The sequence below is a fragment of the Candidatus Binataceae bacterium genome, from assembly GCA_035294265.1.
In the GTDB taxonomy this organism is placed as follows: domain Bacteria; phylum Desulfobacterota; class Binatia; order Binatales; family Binataceae; genus DATGLK01.
The window spans coordinates 1-18835 of record DATGLK010000042.1 but is presented as its reverse complement, the minus strand read 5'-3'; the positions used below and the strand labels follow the sequence as shown (position 1 = coordinate 18835).

Sequence of the window (18835 nt, the reverse complement as noted above, 5' to 3'; positions counted from 1 at the left end):
TGGACAGCGCGCCGGCTTCGGCCAGCTGGTCCTTGAGCTGTTGGAGCAATTCCTTATCCTGCAGCTCGCTCAGATAAGGCTGCGCGCTGGCCTCGCCGCTGCCCACGCTATCCTCGCTGGGGGTCAACTCGGCGCCGTCTTCGAGTAGTTTGCGAATTTCTTCGGCACTCAGCGTACGGTTGCCGCGCGGAGGCCTGCGCCCACCCACCTTCATCCGCAAGCGCTGCCCTTCGCCCGCGCGGCCGTCATCGGGCCCTTCTTCGCCGCCCATGAACTCCTCGAACGCATCATCAACGCGCCCCTCTAGGCTGCGTCCGAGCTCATCGAGTTCCAACTGCTGGTCGAAGTCTTCGCGTGGTCCGCGCCGGGCCCGTTCGATCAGTTGGGTGAACCAACGATACAGCGCACCGCATTGGCGCACGCTTGCGAGTACATCGGCTCCCGGTTGACGTAGTTCGGCCAGTAACGCGGCGGCCTGTCCAACTACCAGCTCTTCGACACCATTGTTCTCCGGCGCCAGTTCGGCCGCGGCTTTGAACAACATCGTGCTGACCGACCCCGAGACCATCTGGCCAGCCAAATATTGGTTGACCTCGGCAATTTCGGGCGCTAAACCGCGAAATTCGCGGCTGAGCGCCGCGTCGATGCGCACTTCCTCGCACAGACGTAGCATCGCGCCCGCCAACTTAGGATCGGGAAAACTACCGATATAGGCATCGAGCGCTTCCACCCCCCTCTCGCCACGGCCCTGAAACTGGGGTAGTTGAGCCAAGGCAAACTCAAAAGTGCCGTAGTCATGGCGAGCGGCCAGATGGGCGGCCATCACCTTGTAATAGACGAAAGCCCGCCCACGACTACCCAGGCCGTCGACCCGCTCGGGCAGGTAAAGCACCTCGCCCCCAAGCAAAGGGTAACGGAAGGCCGGCACCGGGCCGCGCCCCTCCAACGCGTCGAGGCGAAAATCCATCGGAAACATCATCCGCATGAATTTGGCCAGTACGCTGCGAATCTCGTGCAAGCCTAGCGCAGTTGGGCCTAGAGGCTCCGGACCGGGCAAACGCGGAAATTCGATAATGTCGGTACCACCCATCAATGGCATACGTGTCTACCCCTCATTAATTTAACAAGCTTGCCAGCCAGCGGGCAATTGAGAAATCCCGGTGCGTTGGACGGTTGACTGTTGCCAAGACGAGTGACTTAGATGAAGCCCATCATGGTAAGTAGCGATTCAAAGCGATATGGCCGCGGGCTGATCCTGGTGATGCCCGTGCTCGGCGTGCTGGCGCTGAGCGCGGCGGCACAGGGCGGCCTAACGGACGGAGTTAAGAAGGCGGTTTTACCCAATGGGCTGACCGTCCTGGTTTTGGAAAACCACAAAGCGCCGGTAGCAACTTTGAACGTGTTTTACCGGGTTGGCTCGCGCAACGAGCGCTTTGGCCACACCGGCCTCTCCCATTTGCTCGAGCATTTGATGTTCCGTGGAACCAAGAAGCTGGCCCCCGAAGAGTTTTCCAATATCATCCAGGAGTCAGGCGGACGTGATAACGCTTTCACTACCGCCGACTTCACCGACTACTTCGAAATCATCAACCGTGCGCATCTGGACGTTCCCATTTATCTGGAGGCCGACCGGATGGCCAATTTTGCGCCCAAGGGTTTCGCTTCGGAAAAGGACGTGGTAATCGAGGAGCGTCGTCTGCGCACCGACGACAACCCCGAAGATGCGCTGTACGAAGCCACCCAAGCTCAGGCCTACGTTGAGCATCCCTACCATTGGCCAGTCATCGGTTGGATGCACGATATCCAAGGCCTGACGCTTAAAGACGCCCTGGACTATCACGCGATTTACTACTCCCCCCAGAACGCAATTGTAGTCGCGGTGGGAGACTTCAATGCGGACCACGTGATGAGCCAGATTCGGCAGAGCTTCGCGCCAATCAAGAATCAAACTGGGCCGCCCCCGCCGGTGACGGAAATTGAACCACCGCAACAGGGCGAGCGACGGCTGACGCTGGAACATGCCGCCGATCTGCCGGTGGTGGCCGAAGGGTATCACGTTCCCAACCACGCCAACGCCAGCGACGCGTTTGCCCTCGAATTGGCCTCGCAAGTGCTGGCGGGCGGCAAGAGTTCGCGACTCTATCGCGACCTGGTCGAGCAAAAACGCCTCGTAGTAGATGTGGACGCCGATTACGACATGACCGCGTTCGACCCCACCATGTTCTGGTTCACGGCTCAGATGCGACCCGGGGTCCAGCCTCAAGCGGTGATCCAGGCTTTAGACCAGGAAGTAGCGCAACTGGCCAACACGCCGGTGGGCGCGCGCGAGCTGCAAAAGGCTAAAAACCAGGAGCAAGCCAGCTTTGTCTATGGCCAGGACTCGGTTTTTCGGGAGGCTATGATGTTGGGCCAGTATGAGATGATCGGCGGTTATAAACAGCTTGATTTATATATTCCCTCCATCGACAAGGTCACCGCCGCCGACATTCAGCGGGTGGTGCGCAAATACCTGGTCCCGTCCAACCTGACCCTGGGGATTCTCAAACCCACCGGCCTGCTGCCCCATCCCGCCGGCGGCGGCGCTGGCGGCCCCGTCAGCCATGCTCCCGCCGCTTGGGGGAGCCCCTCGTGAGCCGGCATAAGCTGAACCAAGTGGTAGCAGCAACGCTGGCGCTGAGCCTGTTGCCGCTGTTTTCACGACCCGCCAGCGCGCTGGAAATCAAGCGCTCGGTCCTCAACAACGGCGCCGTGCTGCTGGTTTCCGCCCAGCACAACCTGCCGATGGTCACGATGGCTATCGCGTTCGATGCCGGCTCGCGACGTGATCCCAAAGGGCAGGAAGGGTTGGCCCATCTGGCCGCCGACTGCCTGACCGAAGGAACGCGCCAGCTTTCGGCTGACGAACTCAACCGTCAAATCGATTTCCTGGGCAGCTCACTCTCGGTCTCCGCTAGCCGCGATTACGCCACCGCCAGCGTCACCTCGTTGAAACGCTACTGGCCTGACACCCTCAAGCTGATGGCGCAAGTGCTGACCCAACCAGCGCTCACCGACCGGGACATCGAACGTAAGCGGGCCGAAGACGTGGCGGCGCTCAAGGCGGCCGAGGAAGACCCCGGCTATACCGCGCAGGCGGCCTTCGTCAGCGCCCTGTTCGGCCCCACCCCTTACGGCCATCTCAGTGAGGGCACGGCCGCTTCGGTGCAAAAGCTAACCGCCGAGGAAGTGCGCAATTTCTACCATACCTATTACCGCCCCAAGGGAGCGGTCATCGCGGTCGTGGGCGACGTCGATCCCGCCGCCGTGACAGCCGATCTTAACCGTGAGCTGGGAGCGCTAGCGGGCAGCGCTCCGCCACAGGCGCCCTTTCCCGCCCCGCCACTGCCGGCAGGCCTGGTCCTGAAGGTAATCGATCGTGATGTGAGCCAAGCCAACGTTATTCTGGGCGCGCCCGGCATTGCCCGTTCCGATCCCGACTATTACCGCATCCTGGTGATGAACTACATTTATGGTGGGGGCGGATTCGCGTCACACCTGGTCAAGCAGGTACGGAGTAAGGCGGGATTGGTCTATTCGATCGGTAGCGATTACGCGGCGGGGCTGTATCCGGGCGCTTTCGAGGTGGTGCTGGAGACCAAGAACGCCAGCGCCAACGAAGCGATTAAACTGGTGCTGGCCCAGATGCGTCAGATGCAGGAAGCGCCGGTTGCGAGCGATGAGCTGGCTTCGGCCAAAAAATATTTGATCGGCAGTTTTCCGCTCAAGCTGGATACTCAAAGTGCGATTGCCAATTTTCTGATTCAAGTCGAGGTTTATCACCTCGGCTTGGATTACGCCGACCGCTATCCTAAGCTGATTGGAGCTGTGACGACCCAAGATGTGTTGAAGGTCGCGCGCAGGTATCTTCATCCCAACCATCTGCTGATTGTCGCGGTCGCCAACCAGCATCAGGCCCAAGTTCATGTCGGCAGCCCGCAAAGCGGCGCCGGTGGCGGCTCCTGAGTCTGCTGCGACCATCTTCAGCATCGGCCACTCCACCCACTCCTGGCCCGCGTTCCAGGCGCTCCTCCAACGGCACGGGATAGAACTGCTGGCCGATGTGCGCAGCTTGCCTGGATCGCGCCGCTGGCCCCAGTTCAACCAAGCGGAGATGAGCGCAGCGCTCGCTAACATCGGGGTGGAATATCGATGGCTTGCGCAATTAGGAGGGAGACGACGGGGGCGGGGACCGGATTCACCCCATCGCGGCTGGCAAGTGGCGGCTTTCCGCGCCTATGCGGATTACGCCGAAGGAGCCGAGTTCGCCCACGGGCTAGAGGAGCTGATCGTGCTGGCGCGCGCGCAGCGCGTCGCGTTCATGTGCTCGGAAGGGTTGTGGTGGCGATGCCACCGGCGGTTGATTGCCGATCGGCTGCTGATCGTCGGTTGGCGAGTCCTGCACATCCTTCCCGACGGCAAGCTGAGCCCCCATCAATTGACCAGTTTCGCACGGGTGGTCGCGGGCGGGTTGATTTATGACGGCGAGGGTGAGACAGCGACCTGAACGGCGCGGTTGCGCTAGGAACGCTCCTGCCCTACTCTGAGCCGAATCAAGTGCAATTGGCGGTCTAGTACGAGCACCGCTCGCAAAACATGAGCCGGGAAAGGAATCTGATGTTCAAAAATCTTTGGATGCCGATCGTGGTCGGTACTGTGCTGGCCATCTGGATGACCCCCGGATGCTCCCGATCCAGCGATACGGAGGGTTTACCCATGCGCCATACCAATTCCTACGCCACGGTACAGACCGCGCGCGGCAGTTTCGTAATCGAGCTATATCCGAAAGTTGCGCCCAAGACCGTGGCCAACTTCGAAAAGCTAGTCAAGGACGGCTTTTACAACGGCCTGACTTTTCACCGGGTCGTGCCCGGTTTCGTGGTCCAAGGCGGCGACCCTAAGGGCAACGGCTCGGGCGGACCTGGATACGATCTGCCGGCCGAAATCAGCTCCAGCGAAAAGCATCTGCGCGGCACGGTCGCAATGGCACGGCTGGGTGACGACGTCAATCCCGAGCGCCGCTCCAGCGGCAGCCAGTTCTATATTTGCCTGGAGCCTCAACCGGGACTTGACGGCCAGTACACCATCTTCGGCGGGGTAGTTGAGGGGATGAATGTCGTCGACCAGATTCAGGTCGGCGACAAGATCAACAAGATCACGCTGTCCACCACGCCACCCGCCTGACGCCGAGTGATTCGGCTGCAGTTCCATGTCCAGTAGCGCCGGTGCGACCGCGCTGGCGCTACTTTCTGCACGGTGCCTCTTGCCCGCTGTTGGCTACAAGGGGGTGCTAGGTTAGAATTAAGCATTTCTTAAGGCTTCCTTATCCATGGCAGGCGCCGGCGAACGGCTCTCGTTAATTGAAAACATCACCTCGGTGGCGGGTTCAGTCTCCGATTTGCGCGAGGCTTTGGACGCCACCGTCGAGGCCATCGCGGCCGGGATGGAGACCGAGGTCTGCTCGCTTTACCTGCTCGATCCGGCGCAGAAACGCTTGGTGTTGCGGGCCACGGTCGGCCTGGATCGCGACTCGGTGGGTAAGGTGTCAATGCAAATCGACGAGGGCTTGGTCGGGTTGGCGATCGAGACCATGGCTCCGGTAACCGTGGTCGACGCGATAAGCCATCCCCGCTACAAGTATTTCCCCGAGACCGGCGAGGAACGCTATCATTCCTTTCTTGGCGTTCCGGTGCCCGGCCCAGGTGGCGATCCGCTGGGAGTGCTGGTCGTCCAAACTTTGCGCAAACGGCGCTTCTCCGCCACCGATGTGCGCCTGCTCAAGGCCGCCGGCAGTCAACTGGCGCAGATGATGACCAATTTCCGCCTGCGCCAGAGCCTGGCCACCAAGGAGAAGGAGCGCGACGAATATCGCCGGCGCATGATCGAAGCCACGCGCCAGCTCAAGGGCTACGAGAAGGTGGGCGGGCAGACGCGCCTGAGCACGCCCATCAAAATTCGCCGCCCGCGGTTGGTTGGCTTAGGCGTTTCCCCCGGGTTTGGTCACGGTGTCGCCCACCAGGTGGGTACCTTTCTAAACACCATCGATGTAAACCAACGCTCCACTAATCACGCCGCAGAAATTCGCCGGCTGGAGGACGGCCTCAGCCGCGCCCGAGGAGAGCTGGACGCGTTGCGGGTGCGGATGGCGGCCCTGATGCCGGAATCGGAGCTCAAAATCTTCGATGCCCATCGCCTGATTTTGGAGGATGAGGAGTTCGTGACCCGCATCCGCCAGGCAATCGAATCGGGCTATACCGCCGAAAGCGCACTGTTTCGAGTAATCGACGAGATCAGCGCTTCGATGCTGGCGATGGCGGACGGCTATCTTCGCGAACGAGCGGCGGACTTTCGCGACGTTGGCCATCGCTTGCTGCGCCATCTGCGGCGCGAGGACAGCCGCACCCCCTTCGCTCGGCCCACGATCTTGGTCGCCGAGGAGCTGACCCTTTCCCATCTGACTCTACTCTCCCATCAAAACCTGGTGGGGATCGCACTGCAATCGGGCGGCGCCACCTCACATGCCGCCATCCTGGCGCGCTCCTTCGAGATTCCCACAGTGGTGGGAATCGAGCATTTGATGGAGGCCGTCAGCGAAGGCGACGACCTGGTACTGGATGGCAACACCGGCGCACTCTACATTAAGCCCGCCGGCGACGTGCAGCGCGAGTACGATCGGCTCGCTCGCCAGTACGCCGACTTCCGCCAAGCGCTCAATACCAAGCCTAACGAGCCGACCGTCACCCCTGACGGCCATCAGGTCCATCTGCAAGCCAATATCGCGCTCCAAAACGACGTGCAAATGGCCTTGCGCTATGGCGCTGAAGGCATCGGCCTGTTTCGCTCGGAGTTTTCTTTCCTGACCTACGAAGATTTCCCTGACGAAAACGAGCAAGTGGCGCTCTATAGCCGGCTGCTGCGGCCGGTGGGAGGCCGCCCGGTGACTATCCGCACACTGGACCTGGGGGCAGATAAATATCCCTCGTATATGCGCGTACCGCGCGAGGACAATCCGTTTTTAGGATGGCGCTCGATTCGGGTTTCCTTGGAGATGCCAGCCATCTTCAAGGCGCAACTGCGCGCCATTCTGCGCGCCGCCGCGCGTCACAACGTCCGCCTGCTGTTTCCCATGATTTCCAGCTTGGAGGAATTGCGCCAAGCGCGCGAGCTGCTGACCGAGGCCCAGTCCGAGCTCTATCGCGAGGGGATCGAGCATAACCCCAGCCTGCCAGTGGGAGCCATGATCGAGGTTCCGGCCGCGGTCTGGCTGGCGCCCAGGATGATTCACGAGGTCGATTTCTTCTCGATCGGGACCAATGATCTGATCCAGTACCTGCTGGCTGCCGACCGTAACAACCCCAAGGTTGCTCAGCTCTACGAACCGCTGCACCCCGCCGTCCTGGCCGCCATTTCTCACGTCTACAACGTAGGCCTTCAGGCCGCCAAGGAAGTTTGCATCTGCGGCGAGATGGCTAGCGACCCAATGGCCACGTTGGTGCTGATCGGGATGGGGTTGACCGAGCTTAGCCTTAGTCCGCTATTTATCCCGGTGGTTCGCGAAATTGTGCGCAAGGTAGACTACGCCACCGCTCGACTGATCGCTCACGACGTGCTGGAAATGGCCACTGTGCAAAAAATCAAGGGTTACTTAATTGAACGCTACCGCGATCTGGATCTGATAAATCTGGTGGAAATGTACCGTTAGTCGCCGTTTGTGGTCTTCCCCCGCGGGGCGACTCCAAAGACCTTGGACAGCAGCACCATGATGAAGCGATTGACCCCCGCCTCGTGTTAGGGTAACCACAATACCAGACTTGACCAGTCGGTTAGGAGGCTTGGCGGAGGGCTTGAACCAACCGCGCGACCGTGCCGGAGCTTCAGGCGAAGGAAGTTAGCAATGCATGTTTTAATGATTACAGTTTCTCTTCTCGCAGCTGCAATCGGCTTGGGTTATCTAATCTTGGGCCGTAACCGTTACGGCAATGCCAATTCGCGGCCTTTCACTCAACTCACCGCCAGAGCCGGTTCGACCGCCACCGGCAGTCTGACTCCTGAACCGTGCCGTACCGTGAGGGTTTATTTCATCAAGCCCTCGCGCTACGACGATAACGGTTACGTTCAATTTTATCGCTGGGGAGTGCAGCCCAATAACACCTTGACGGTGCTAGCTGCGCTTAACGACTCCTACAACCGTAACTTCGGTAGCAAGCGCAATGTTCATCTGGAAACTGTCATCTGGGATGAGATCTGCGACGGCGCGATCGGGCCGGAAACGATCGCCGCGATTCGGGACAAAGCGCGTGAAGACGGGGTCGAATTGCTGGTCGGCATTTCGGGGGTCCAATCCAACCAGTATCCGCGCGGGCGCGACGTGGCGCTGCAGTTCGTAGCCCAGGGCATCACGACCGTGATGGGCGGCTTCCACGTCAGTGGTTATCCGCAGTCGCGCGACTTTTTGCATAGCTGCGGAGTCTCCACCGCGGTGGGCGAAGCCGAGAACTACTGGTGCGACCTGATCGAGGACTTTCTGGATGGCCAGCTCAAGCCCAACTATTCGGTGAGCGAGGGAATTCGTGCCAAGACCGGCACTGGCGATATCCTAGTGCCGGTGATCACGGATGCCCAGTTGCCGATGGTCAATGATCGCTACCTGACCCGCTTCTTCAACGATACCCAGACCACCTTGGACACCTCGCGTGGCTGTCCCTTTACCTGCTCCTACTGCTCGGTGAAGAACGTGATGGGGCGTACGATGCGCTCGCGCGACCCCAAAGCGGTCGTTGCCTGGGTGCGCGACGCGGTCTTCAACCATGGCATCGATTCGTTGTTCCTGGTCGATGACGATTTTTTTCGCAGCCCGCGCTGGGACGAAATCCTAACCGGGATGGTGGAAGTCAAGAAAGAATTTCCGCGCCTATCCTTCATGATGCAGGTGGACGTCGACGCATCGTGTTTTGCCAACGTCGCCGAAGACGAGAAGAGCAGCGCCAAACATGCCCGCAGCCAGCGTTTCGTCGAACTGGCGGCGCGCGCGGGCTGTTATCAGGCCTTCGTCGGGATCGAGTCGCTCAATCCCGAAAATCTCAACCATGCTACCAAGTACCAAAACACCGAGGACCGCAACCACCGCTTGGCGGCCGAGGAGTCGCGCGCCCGGCTGCTCAACAAATATCGCCGGGTGGTCGATAACTGGCACAAGGTAGGAATTTCGGTGCACGCCGGCTACATGCTAGGTTTCCCCTTCGACGGCCCCGACTGCGGCAAGATCGCGGCTCGGATGCTCAAGCAGCTCGGGTTCGATATCGTGTCCTTCTTCATCATGACGCCGCTGCCGGGCACCGAAGATCAGATCCGCTATGCGCGCGAAGGCGAAATTATCGACTGGGACTTCAACAACCTCGACTCTCAGCATGTCACCCTCAAGCACGATCGAATGGACCGCTATCTGTGGTTCAATGCCTATACCGAGGCCTTCAAACGCTTTTATTCCCCTGCCCGCTTGCTCCACACCATCTTCACCGTAGCCGGTGGACGGGGCTTGTCAGCCGAAGCGCGGCGCTCGGTGCTGCGCCAATTCCTGTATTACTTTTTCAGCTATCGTCAGGGGCGCCATCCGATGGTGGGTGGGGTATGGCAGATTCGCCGGCGCGATTTGCGCCGAGCCGCTGTAACCGACGACGAAGCACAGCGCCTGTATCTGGCCAACCGCCGCTTTAACGCGATCCTGCACGGCAGCGCCGAAGGTTTCGCGGGCGCGCCCGCGTAGCCTAAGCCTCACCATTGCTTCGCCCAAGGCCAGCGCCCCGTAATGGGGCACTGGCCTCCAGCCGGGCCATTCACCACAAGCAACGATACCGGTCAGACACTGGCGATCAATTCGGTGGCCCTAACCTTTTCGAATCCGGATCTTTTCTCCGTCGCCGAGATCGAGGCGACCGCCGGCATCGCGGTTTACATCCGTGAGGTCGAAGCCTAATCGGGAACCACCACGTTCATGCAACCGCCACTGGTGTTGGTTCCAAACATTGGGGCGATATTCAAACTGACGGTGACGGCTAGTTCGACCCCACCGTAGCCGGATCCTGCCGCGCGACGAGCGGCGGCACCGCCCACTAAGCCGCTACAGCTTTCCATGACCGCGAAGCGCTCCACTTATTTAGGAGACGCGAACCAAGAAATCGTTGAGCAAGCCGCTGCGGTGTCAAGCACGGGCTGAGCACGAAGCCGCCGCAAAGGGCTAACCAGCCTCAATCCCACCAACGCCCATCCCAACCTTTTTCCGTCGAAAGTGGCGGGAGACTGAGCATTTTGCCTCAAGTCGGGTACTTACAACTTCAGCAAGGGTCGCTGCGGTTTCGGATTGAAGCTTGCCCTAAGGTACGGACTGGCGTCGAAACTTTACTGAGCTTTTTTAGCTCGCTTTTACTCGCCATTTGCGCCGAACCTAGGTCACCAAGCCCGCAAACTTGTCATGTAGCAAGAGCATGTTACGCCTCACAGACCCTAATTTGAGCAAAAATAATCAGCTGTTATCTCGAATCCACTGATAAAAGGAAATTTAAAATAATTTAACATTATTCAAATTAAATACCCAAAATTCAATATTAACTGAATTTTAGTTAATCTCTTGACAGTTATATTTTGAATCTGGCACTTATCTTAATCTAAACAATGCGGAGGCCAGAAAGAGGCGGCCTCGCAGAGGAAAGCGCATGATAAAAGCGAACGTTTTTGTTTTAGGTTTGGTCGCCGCCCTCGCCTTGCCGTGGAGCACCGGCCCGGTCTGGGCTCAGTCGACTTGCCCCAGCTCTGTGCCCACCTGCGACACCAACGGAAACCCAGCCGATCTGAGCGGAACATTCATCTGTACAGTCGTTAGTGTGAACCCCACGGGGCGGGTCAGCAGTGGGGTGGTCACCGTGACCAGCAACGGCGCAGGGAGCATCACGGGCTCCCAAGCGAACAACAACAACGGCTCGAGTTCGACTACTTATTCGGACTTCGCCGCGCTACCGGGCAGCACTTACTGTCTGAATACCAACGACACCGGCTACGTCTTCCCCAGCGGCGGCGGCTGTGCAATGGCGCTGGTGATCGACAACGGCAAGACCGAAGTACGCTTGATCGACACGACCGAGAACAACGCCTCGGCGCTTGTCTGTAACAAACAGTAACCTAGCGAGGTTCAGCCCTTGTCACGACTAATCACGATATCAACGGCGGCTTGCGCCGCCGCATTCGTCGGGTTGCTCGCGGGTTGCAGCAACGGTTCGAGCAAATCCTCCGCGATCCCGACCCCAATTGCCACGCCGACCGCAGTCCCGACCCAGGCGCCTACTCAAAAACCTACGCAGGGGCCAACTCAAGCGCCCACGCAAGCACCAACACAGGGACCAACCCAAGCGCCCACGCAAGGGCCAACCCAGGCGCCCACCTCAAGCGGCACCAGTACTTCGACCAGCACTAGCACGGCGACCCCAACCGCCACCGCCAGCGGAGGGCCGACCCCAGGCCCGACTCCGGCAACCTCGGGGGCCGGCGCTTTCATGCCGTTGCTCAACTGACGGTCCGATGGCCAGTCATCTGAATCAACAAACAGGAAAAAGGACCCCAATTCGGAGTCGCGATATGGCAAAGCTAATTCCAATTCTCGTGGTCGTGATGTTTATGCTTGGCCTGGGCATGGCGCAGGCCCAGCAAACATGCCCCAGCCCCCTTCCTACCTGCGCCTCGCAGGGTAACTTCGAGCTAGTTAATGGCACCTACGGATGTACGGAAGTAACTGCACACAGCGACAATACGGTAGAAGTTGGTGTTATCGTTTTGACCGCAGGAGGGGGCACGCTTAACGGCTCCTCTGCCAGCAACAGTAATCAGAGCTCGGGCACGACCTACAACGACTTTTCCCAGCAGAGCATCAGCGGCACAATCTGTGTCAACGCGGATAATACTACAGGCTATCTGACACCCTCCGCCTCATCCAAGAGCTGTCCTCTCGCCATGACCCTGGGCGGTATCGTCAGTAACACGGCCACTCAGATTCGCTTGCTGGGAACGGCAGAGGGACGCTCGCAGACCGTGGTCTGCAGGCTGCAATAAGTCTCATCATCTCGCTGGGCGCGCACGACTTTTCGCGCGCGCCCGCGGTCATTCGCGGGTTTGGCCCGCTGGAGCCGAGCAACGCATGGCTCCCAGTGGAGTCCGCCTTGGCTTTTGTCCTCAGCCACCGAGCCGATTAGTCTCGAAAATTCCTTCTTCGACCAAGCCGCCGCTTTGATAGCAGCGATATCCTCCTGATAGCCGCGCACCGGCAGCGTGGCCGCTGAAGCGGCAGTCCGAACCATCGGCAAGGATGTCGATAGTGACGAAGACCGCGTCGCCGACAATCCAGCCCGAATAAATACGACCGACGTCATCGGCACCGCCGTTGCGGCATATAATGTTACCGAAGGAGCAATGGTAGGCGCCGATGAGCTGGCTGCCGTTTTGGCTCAAGGTCAAGCTTATCGAGTTGACCGCGTTGCAGCGCTCGGCAATTCCGCCTAAGGTGATGCCGCAATTGGTCACCCGGCTCTGTCCTTCCCAGATACCGTTTACGTCGGCGGGAGGCAACTTGCCGAGCGGAGGTTGGCTGGTACAGCAATAGAGGCCAGCAACAAGCGCAAACAAAGCGAGCGGGCCGCAACACTCAACAGTAGCCATCGCTGCCTCCGTGCAGGTATTGGGAGCGCGTGACTGAAGTCGCTAGTCGAAATTCCCTGCGCGAAGCCCCCGAACCTCACGCAGAGCACTTATTACGCCCGATCAGGCGCCGGCAGTATGGCGGATCCAGTTGACGATCGTGGGCAAGGTCTGCGGGGTATGTCCCATGTGGCCGCCGGGAAATAAGCGCACGGCCTTGGGCTCGCCATGTTCAAGCAGCAAATAGACGTCTTCCACCGGGACTTGGCGATCATCGCGCCCGTTGACCACCAAGATCGGAGCATGGTTGCGGTCCAAGACACCCTGCTCCAGCAGGGAAAAGGCCTTAACCCGCTCGGCGTATTCGGCGGAGCTCGACGCGCCCACGCTGCGCGCGCGGGCGGCCGCCAGATCCATCAGGTAACTGTCGGCGAATTGCGATTTCATCACCCATTGCGGCTGGAAAAAGTGGTGGACACCGCCGCCCCAATTGACCGCGGCCGCGACCCGTTCCGGATAGCAGTGAGCAACCTTGGTTGCCCAGTAGCCGCCGTAGGAGCGGCCCAAAATCGCGACGCGACTGGGATCAAACTCGGCTTGAGTGGCGATCCAATCCAGCACCGTGACAAACTGCCGTTGCGCGTCAAGCGAACCGGGCAACGGAGCTTGGCCAGTGCCGGGCATGTCCAGCGCAACCGTGGCGAAGCCCTGCGCCAGGAACAACTCGCTGATGGGATGGCCCTCCTCCTTCCAGCCATCGATCCCGCCCCAATGCAGCAAGACCGGCTGCTTCGCGCCACGCCGGCGGCGGACATGAACGGGTAGCCGGCTGCCTTCTCCGGCACGACCCGGGAAAGGTAGTTCGATCGCTTCCAACGGCGGATCGAAGTAAATCCCGGCCCTGATAAAGCTGCGCAAGGATTTTTCGTAGCAAGCCAGCTTTTTGGGATGGTTGGGCACCGGGTAGCGGCCAGTCTGGTAGAGCCCGTAGGCCTTGAGGAATGCTTCGCGCGCCTGCTCGCGACGACCGGCGGCCTCATGCGCACAGGCGGCCTCATACAGACCATCGCCCGCTGCTTCCCACACGCTGCCCCAATGCTCTCCGTCGCGGCTGGTTAGTCGCTCGATTGCCGCGCTGGCCACCACCTCGTCGGTCACCGCGAAGGGGGCCTTGGCACCCTTGAGCCGCTCGCGCAGCGATTGCTTGATTTCGGCGATGTTCTTTTCGCGCGCCTGGTCGCTCATGCCCTTGCCCCGTGTTGCCAGGATTAGTGCGGGTGGCAACTTGGTAGAAATTATCTTTTACCACAAACCGCCCGTAGATGGTCAGCGGCAAATTGAAGCATATTTGCCACCATCGCACGTTCGGACCTGGTTCGCGATTTGAGGGACTCAGGACGATCGTGGTATAGCCTCCCACATCGGCTATGAGCAAACCACGCATCGCGGTCTTCTCGGGGCCTCGTTCCACGGTGGCCAATTCGCCGCTGCTGGTAACCAGTAATCAGGGCCGCTTGGCGCACGAGCGCCAATTGGAGGGCCGCTTCGATCACCTGGTACCACAACGGCTGTACGAGCCGGTCAAAATCAAGATTGAAAAGTTCTCGGCTCATCCCCTCGAACAGGACGCACGCGAGGTTTATCACGATAACGGCTTGGATTACTGGGAGGCCGAATTGCGGCCCGAGGATGGGCCACTCCTGCTGCCCTATGTGGCTCGGCGCGCCAACGGTACACCCCAAGGCACGCCCTTCGAGCAAAGCGATTTGCACGACCCCCAGGGTGGCGGCCGGCAGAGCTTTTACCCGGATGCCTCGCGCCTGTTCGAGGAGATCGACCGCTCCATCAGCGGCCGCAATTCGCAGGGTGAGGGAAATACCCTGGCGCGGATCGCGGACTTCGACTTCGTACGGGCGCTTCCGCCGGCGGGATACACCCTGCGCGGCGAGCGCTCGGGACGCGATTATTTCCCTTACTTTCCCAACGGCACTTTTCCACCGCCGGGCGCGATGGCCCGGGTTGTCAACGTAGTCCAAGGCGCCCTCGCAAGCGGGCGATATGCAGGCGCGATCTGGCTGGAAGGCAGTTCGCATCTGGAAGAGACCCTCTACTGGCTAAGCCTGCTGGTCGATACGGAGCTGCCTATCGTGGGGGTTGCCGCTCAGCGGCCCCACGGCGCGCTCTCAGCCGACGGCGACCGCAATATCGTCGATGCCGCCAGCTATATCGTAAGTGGGCAGGGGAACGGTCTCGGAGCGGTCGCCGCCATCGACGAACAGATTTTCGCCGCGCGCGATTTCAAAAAAAATGACGATCGCCCGGGCGGCTTCAAGGCCACCGGGGGGCATGGAGGAATCCTCGGGACGATGGGACCACCAGTCACCATCTGGTACTCCCCGCGTTACCGCCATACCGCAAATTCATTGGTAAACGTCAGCCGGCTGCCATCGGAACTGGCCCTGCCCATGGTTGACGGCCAACGCGAGCCGGCTCGGCTGGCGATCAAGAACGCTGACGGCAGCTTGCGTGGCGAGGCAATGGCGAGAGTTCATATCGTCAAGTATGCCCATTACAGCGCCGACGGCGACGATCCTGAGCAGGAAGTCGATATCATGGCACGTCTTAACAAGGCGCTGGCCGAGCAGGATAATCTCGATCCGGGAACGCCCAAGCTGCATGGGATGGTGCTGGAGGGTTCGGCAGCATATGGGCAGGGCTCTAATTCTCAGACGGCCGCACTCACGATCGCGAGCTTCAGCGGATTACCCGTGGTGCGGGTAGGCCGCGCTGACCCCGGCGGCCGAGTCAGCGCCGATAGGCACGACCTATTTATTCGAGGCAGTAACCTGGATGCCAATAAGGCACGGCTTTTGTTGATAGCCGCGATGCTGCGGCTGGGGCGGTTGCCCCGCGCGCGTGACCCGCGCCATCCAACTGCCGCTGAGTCGAGTGCGACACTGGCCAAGATAGCTCAGTTCCAGGAGCTGTTCGAAAGCCATTAGGCCGGCTAGCAGATATTTCCTTGAGACGCTGGTTGGCACCCTGCCGCCCGCCGCTTCACTGTTGGGGCTGAAGCTCATATTCGCGGCAAAGGCATATCGTGCAATGATGCAGCCTTGCGCCACCCGCGCTACGGCTAGTTAGGATGCCTCTCCTGGGGACAAAGCGTCATGGTATGCTTAAATGGGATTGTGATAGGTTTTTTCATTCTACCGGGTTCAGTGCTTTATGTCGTCAATCCTTAAGGAAAACCGACGCGACATCATTCTTCGGCATGCCCGCTCCGATGATGTCAGCGGCCTGACTCAGGTGGTGATCACCTTGGGCTGCCTTGCGCTGGTTTGGTGGGCCACGGTCTTGAGCGCCAAAATTTCCCTGTGGCTTACCGTTCCTTCCATAATTTTGATCAGTCTATTCACGCTGCGGGTCTTTGCTTTAATGCATGAATGCGGCCACGCCAGCTTGTTTCGCAACCAGCGGCTTAATCGCGCATTCGGTTTCGTGCTGGGGGTGATTGCCGGCATGCCGCAGTATGTTTGGTCACAGCACCATAGCTATCACCATGCTAACAATGGCAACTGGGAGAAATACCGCGGGCCCTACACGACGCTATCCGTCACGGAATATGAAGCCCTGACAAGCACACGGCGGATAATATATCGCGGTAAATGCAGCATCGTTTTTACACCCTTCGTGGGCTTCATCTATTTGATTTTCAACCCACGCTTTACCTGGCTCAAAGGCAGTCTCAGCCTGTTGTTCCACATCTGCCGAAATAAGCTCGCGCAGCCTCACCTGACGATGATAGCGCACTTAGCCGGTTTCAAATCGCCCTATTGGAAGTCGCGCAAGCAATACTGGCACATGTTCAGCAACAATCTCGTATTGCTGACTGGATGGATACTAATGAGCTGGACGATGGGCACAGCGCGGTTTTTCGCGATCTATTTAATCAGCCTGTCGATCGCCGGTGGCGTGGGAATCATGCTGTTTACCGTGCAGCACAATTTCGAGCATTCCTACGCCAGCCACACTCGAGGTTGGGACTACGAAACCGCTGTCATAGAAGGAACCAGCTTTTTGCTTTTGCCGCGCTGGTTGAACTGGTTCACCGCCAACATCGGGTATCATCACATTCACCATCTATCTGCCAGGATTCCCAACTATCGGTTGATCGCATGCCACAACGAACATCGGGATATGTTCTCGGATGTAACCCGTATCACGTTGTCCGGAGTACCTAAGGCGTTGAAATACATATTGTGGGATGAGCGTGCGCAGCGAATCATTTCGATCGCGGAATATCGCCGGCTGACCGGCAACCGGGTATGGCCGGAGGATATTGCGGCAACTGTTTAAATTGCTCCGAGTTCGAGTTAGCGCGGCACCGGGTCGAACGACCCATCGCGCCGTGCGGAATCCCGATGCTGTCCCTTCTCTTATCTTGTTCGATAAAGGCGGGGCAGCCTGAGCTCTTTCCATTTTCTTTCCAATGCGGGGCGTCGCAGAGCCATCCACATGGGAGGAGATTGCCCGATTCCGGCGTACCGGTTCCAACGAGGATCCAGGCGCAGATGGCCGCGCCCCCTAATGGTTGATGACTACAATACGGCGGTTAAGTTTTTTGCGGGCTTTTGGAGGCGGCGAGCGGATTCGAACCGCTGCATCGAGGTTTTGCAGACCTCTCCCTTGCCACTTGGGTACGCCGCCTCGTGATCTTCAACGCATGCAGTTTGACCTTAACTGGGTAGCATGCGCGTTCAAAGCTCGCAATTGGGGCCTGATAAATCGGCATCGTTTGAGGTCCTGACCTAAGCCATCCGAGCGGTTCTGGCCGTCAAAGGCTGACCTAATCCGCCCGCCGCCGTTGGATAGCTCCCATTTGACCAGCAAGAGTGGAACCGGGCGCCAACCGGCGTACTCAAAAATTTGAGACTGTTCACGGATGCCGACCATGTGCTAGGTCAGGTTAAAGCAGCTTATGTCGCGGTACGGGACTGGCTGCCGGAACATCCTTCATCCGCTTGACGGCGCTGCCCGCCCATCCTCGTGAATGGAGAAAATGACGTGGCCGACCATCCAACCCCCTCCCCAATGCAGCAGCTAATGTCAATCGCCCAAGGCCATCTGGCGGCCGGCGCCCTTAAGGCGGCATTGGAATTGGAAATTTTCACCTTGATCGCCCATGGCATCGACACTCCCGCGGGGTTGGCCGAGGCCAAGAAGGCGGCGCCGCGCGCAATGCGTCTGCTGTGCGACGCGCTGGTCGGCCTGGGCCTACTCCAACGCCAGGGCGAACGGCTGAGCCTTTCCGAGGAGATGGGCCGGCTACTGGTCAAGGGCGCGCCCACCTATATGGGTGGCCAGATTGGGATCAACAACGCGCCGTGGTTTTGGGAAGGTGCGCACCATCTGGCAGATATCGTTCGTGGCGGCCATCCACTGACCGCGCAAAGCGCGGAAGCAGTGGAACATCCTTTTTGGGAAGAATTCGAGCGCAACTCGCGCCAGATGGCGGCGGCCAACGGCAAGGCGCTGGCGGAACTACTGGCCGAGGTTATGAATGAGGCAGGCCCGCGCTTGATTCTGGATATCGCCTGCGGCAGCGGATTTTACGGTTTTTCGCTCTTGAAGCGCTTTCCCCAGGCACGCCTGGTCAGCTTCGACTATGCCAACGTGCTGCGGCTGACTGAAAAGGACGCCGAGCGCGAGGGGCTGCGCGAGCGGGTTGAATTTCGTCCCGGCGACCTGTTCCACGACGACCTTGGAGCGGGCTACGACCTGATCCTGGCCTGCAACATCTTTCAGATTTACGGCCCGCAAAAGGTCGTTGAGTTGAGCCGCCGGCTATATCAGGCGCTGGAACCCGGAGGACGGCTGCTCGTGCATGGGCCAATCCCCGACGACGAGCGCAAGCAAAACCGCCCCGCCCTGCTGTTCGGCATGAACATGCTGATCTTCACGCAGCAGGGCGACGTCTATACCCTTGCCGATTATCGCCGGATGCTGGAAGAGGCGGGCTTTGGCAATGTCGAATTGCGTGAAGCGGCGGGCTCGCGGCCGGTTCAGGCGGTCCTCGCGCGCAAGTAGTATCGGATCACCGGCTTGCGTAAACTCATGG

Annotated in this window: 16 protein-coding genes and 1 tRNA gene; 11 read left to right on the top strand and 6 right to left on the bottom strand. The window is 59.5% G+C overall.

Going from position 1 to position 18835, the window contains the following annotated elements:
• The coding region (locus VKV28_07580; protein HLH76649.1) for a hypothetical protein at positions 1–1099 on the bottom strand (1099 nt) is incomplete at its 3' end.
• 102 nt (positions 1100–1201) lie between these two features.
• On the opposite strand from VKV28_07580, the gene VKV28_07575 reads away from it, so the two are divergent.
• From VKV28_07575 to VKV28_07550, 6 genes are all read left to right on the top strand, one after another.
• Entirely contained in the window at positions 1202–2632 is a 1431-nt protein-coding gene (locus VKV28_07575; protein ID HLH76648.1) for a pitrilysin family protein, read from the top strand.
• On the top strand, positions 2629–4002 hold the full coding sequence (locus VKV28_07570; GenBank protein HLH76647.1) for a pitrilysin family protein: 1374 nt from the start codon (positions 2629–2631) through the stop codon (positions 4000–4002). Before VKV28_07575 ends, VKV28_07570 begins: the two co-directional genes overlap by 4 nt.
• Positions 3989–4543: a DUF488 domain-containing protein gene (locus VKV28_07565; protein ID HLH76646.1), complete on the top strand. Its 555-nt coding sequence runs from the start codon at positions 3989–3991 to the stop codon at positions 4541–4543. Before VKV28_07570 ends, VKV28_07565 begins: the two co-directional genes overlap by 14 nt.
• A 110-nt stretch (positions 4544–4653) precedes the next feature.
• Positions 4654–5220, top strand: a complete 567-nt coding sequence (locus tag VKV28_07560; GenBank protein ID HLH76645.1) for a peptidylprolyl isomerase — start codon at positions 4654–4656, stop codon at positions 5218–5220.
• Between the two features lie 145 nt (positions 5221–5365).
• Positions 5366–7738 (top strand): phosphoenolpyruvate--protein phosphotransferase, encoded by a 2373-nt coding sequence (ptsP, locus tag VKV28_07555; GenBank protein HLH76644.1) that lies wholly within the window; start codon positions 5366–5368, stop codon positions 7736–7738.
• 192 nt (positions 7739–7930) lie between these two features.
• Positions 7931–9799 carry a radical SAM protein gene (locus VKV28_07550; GenBank protein HLH76643.1) on the top strand — a complete coding sequence of 623 codons (1869 nt, stop codon included), beginning with the start codon at positions 7931–7933 and terminating at the stop codon, positions 9797–9799.
• A gap of 206 nt (positions 9800–10005) precedes the next feature.
• Here VKV28_07550 and VKV28_07545 read toward each other — a convergent pair whose 3' ends face one another.
• The gene (locus tag VKV28_07545; protein ID HLH76642.1) at positions 10006–10167 is read right to left on the bottom strand and encodes a hypothetical protein; all 162 of its coding nucleotides are present in this window, start codon (positions 10165–10167) and stop codon (positions 10006–10008) included.
• Between the two features lie 578 nt (positions 10168–10745).
• Between VKV28_07545 and VKV28_07540 the strand changes: the two genes are divergently transcribed.
• Positions 10746–11207: a hypothetical protein gene (locus VKV28_07540; GenBank protein ID HLH76641.1), complete on the top strand. Its 462-nt coding sequence runs from the start codon at positions 10746–10748 to the stop codon at positions 11205–11207.
• A 188-nt stretch (positions 11208–11395) separates the two neighbouring features.
• Here the strand turns inward: VKV28_07540 and VKV28_07535 are convergent, their stop codons facing one another.
• Positions 11396–11581 carry a hypothetical protein gene (locus VKV28_07535; protein HLH76640.1) on the bottom strand — a complete coding sequence of 62 codons (186 nt, stop codon included), beginning with the start codon at positions 11579–11581 and terminating at the stop codon, positions 11396–11398.
• Between the two features lie 113 nt (positions 11582–11694).
• On the opposite strand from VKV28_07535, the gene VKV28_07530 reads away from it, so the two are divergent.
• Complete coding sequence (locus VKV28_07530) at positions 11695–12132, top strand: hypothetical protein (GenBank protein HLH76639.1); 438 nt, start codon at positions 11695–11697, stop codon at positions 12130–12132.
• A 120-nt stretch (positions 12133–12252) separates the two neighbouring features.
• On the opposite strand, the gene VKV28_07525 is transcribed toward VKV28_07530, so the two are convergent.
• Positions 12253–12735 carry a hypothetical protein gene (locus VKV28_07525; GenBank protein HLH76638.1) on the bottom strand — a complete coding sequence of 161 codons (483 nt, stop codon included), beginning with the start codon at positions 12733–12735 and terminating at the stop codon, positions 12253–12255.
• A gap of 102 nt (positions 12736–12837) precedes the next feature.
• Positions 12838–13959, bottom strand: a complete 1122-nt coding sequence (locus tag VKV28_07520) for an alpha/beta fold hydrolase (GenBank protein HLH76637.1) — start codon at positions 13957–13959, stop codon at positions 12838–12840.
• 182 nt (positions 13960–14141) lie between these two features.
• Between VKV28_07520 and VKV28_07515 the strand changes: the two genes are divergently transcribed.
• Entirely contained in the window at positions 14142–15716 is a 1575-nt protein-coding gene (locus VKV28_07515) for an asparaginase domain-containing protein (protein ID HLH76636.1), read from the top strand.
• 226 nt (positions 15717–15942) lie between these two features.
• Positions 15943–17073: a fatty acid desaturase gene (locus tag VKV28_07510; GenBank protein HLH76635.1), complete on the top strand. Its 1131-nt coding sequence runs from the start codon at positions 15943–15945 to the stop codon at positions 17071–17073.
• A 276-nt stretch (positions 17074–17349) separates the two neighbouring features.
• On the opposite strand, the gene VKV28_07505 is transcribed toward VKV28_07510, so the two are convergent.
• Positions 17350–17424, bottom strand: a tRNA-Cys gene (locus tag VKV28_07505).
• 396 nt (positions 17425–17820) lie between these two features.
• Between VKV28_07505 and VKV28_07500 the strand changes: the two genes are divergently transcribed.
• Positions 17821–18804, top strand: a complete 984-nt coding sequence (locus tag VKV28_07500) for a methyltransferase (GenBank protein ID HLH76634.1) — start codon at positions 17821–17823, stop codon at positions 18802–18804.
• Positions 18805–18835 lie beyond the last annotated feature (31 nt).

What these genes read in the sequence shown, in the direction of transcription:
- VKV28_07575 (HLH76648.1), top strand. Translation starts at nt 1,202, where the DNA reads ATGAAGCCCATCATGGTAAGTAGCGATTCAAAGCGATATGGCCGCGGG.
- VKV28_07560 (HLH76645.1), top strand. Translation starts at nt 4,654, where the DNA reads ATGTTCAAAAATCTTTGGATGCCGATCGTGGTCGGTACTGTGCTGGCC.
- ptsP (HLH76644.1), top strand. Translation starts at nt 5,366, where the DNA reads ATGGCAGGCGCCGGCGAACGGCTCTCGTTAATTGAAAACATCACCTCG.
- VKV28_07550 (HLH76643.1), top strand. Translation starts at nt 7,931, where the DNA reads ATGCATGTTTTAATGATTACAGTTTCTCTTCTCGCAGCTGCAATCGGC.
- VKV28_07545 (HLH76642.1), bottom strand. Translation starts at nt 10,167, where the DNA reads ATGGAAAGCTGTAGCGGCTTAGTGGGCGGTGCCGCCGCTCGTCGCGCG.
- VKV28_07540 (HLH76641.1), top strand. Translation starts at nt 10,746, where the DNA reads ATGATAAAAGCGAACGTTTTTGTTTTAGGTTTGGTCGCCGCCCTCGCC.
- VKV28_07535 (HLH76640.1), bottom strand. Translation starts at nt 11,581, where the DNA reads ATGAAAGCGCCGGCCCCCGAGGTTGCCGGAGTCGGGCCTGGGGTCGGC.
- VKV28_07530 (HLH76639.1), top strand. Translation starts at nt 11,695, where the DNA reads ATGTTTATGCTTGGCCTGGGCATGGCGCAGGCCCAGCAAACATGCCCC.
- VKV28_07525 (HLH76638.1), bottom strand. Translation starts at nt 12,735, where the DNA reads ATGGCTACTGTTGAGTGTTGCGGCCCGCTCGCTTTGTTTGCGCTTGTT.
- VKV28_07520 (HLH76637.1), bottom strand. Translation starts at nt 13,959, where the DNA reads ATGAGCGACCAGGCGCGCGAAAAGAACATCGCCGAAATCAAGCAATCG.
- VKV28_07515 (HLH76636.1), top strand. Translation starts at nt 14,142, where the DNA reads ATGAGCAAACCACGCATCGCGGTCTTCTCGGGGCCTCGTTCCACGGTG.
- VKV28_07510 (HLH76635.1), top strand. Translation starts at nt 15,943, where the DNA reads ATGTCGTCAATCCTTAAGGAAAACCGACGCGACATCATTCTTCGGCAT.
- VKV28_07500 (HLH76634.1), top strand. Translation starts at nt 17,821, where the DNA reads ATGTCAATCGCCCAAGGCCATCTGGCGGCCGGCGCCCTTAAGGCGGCA.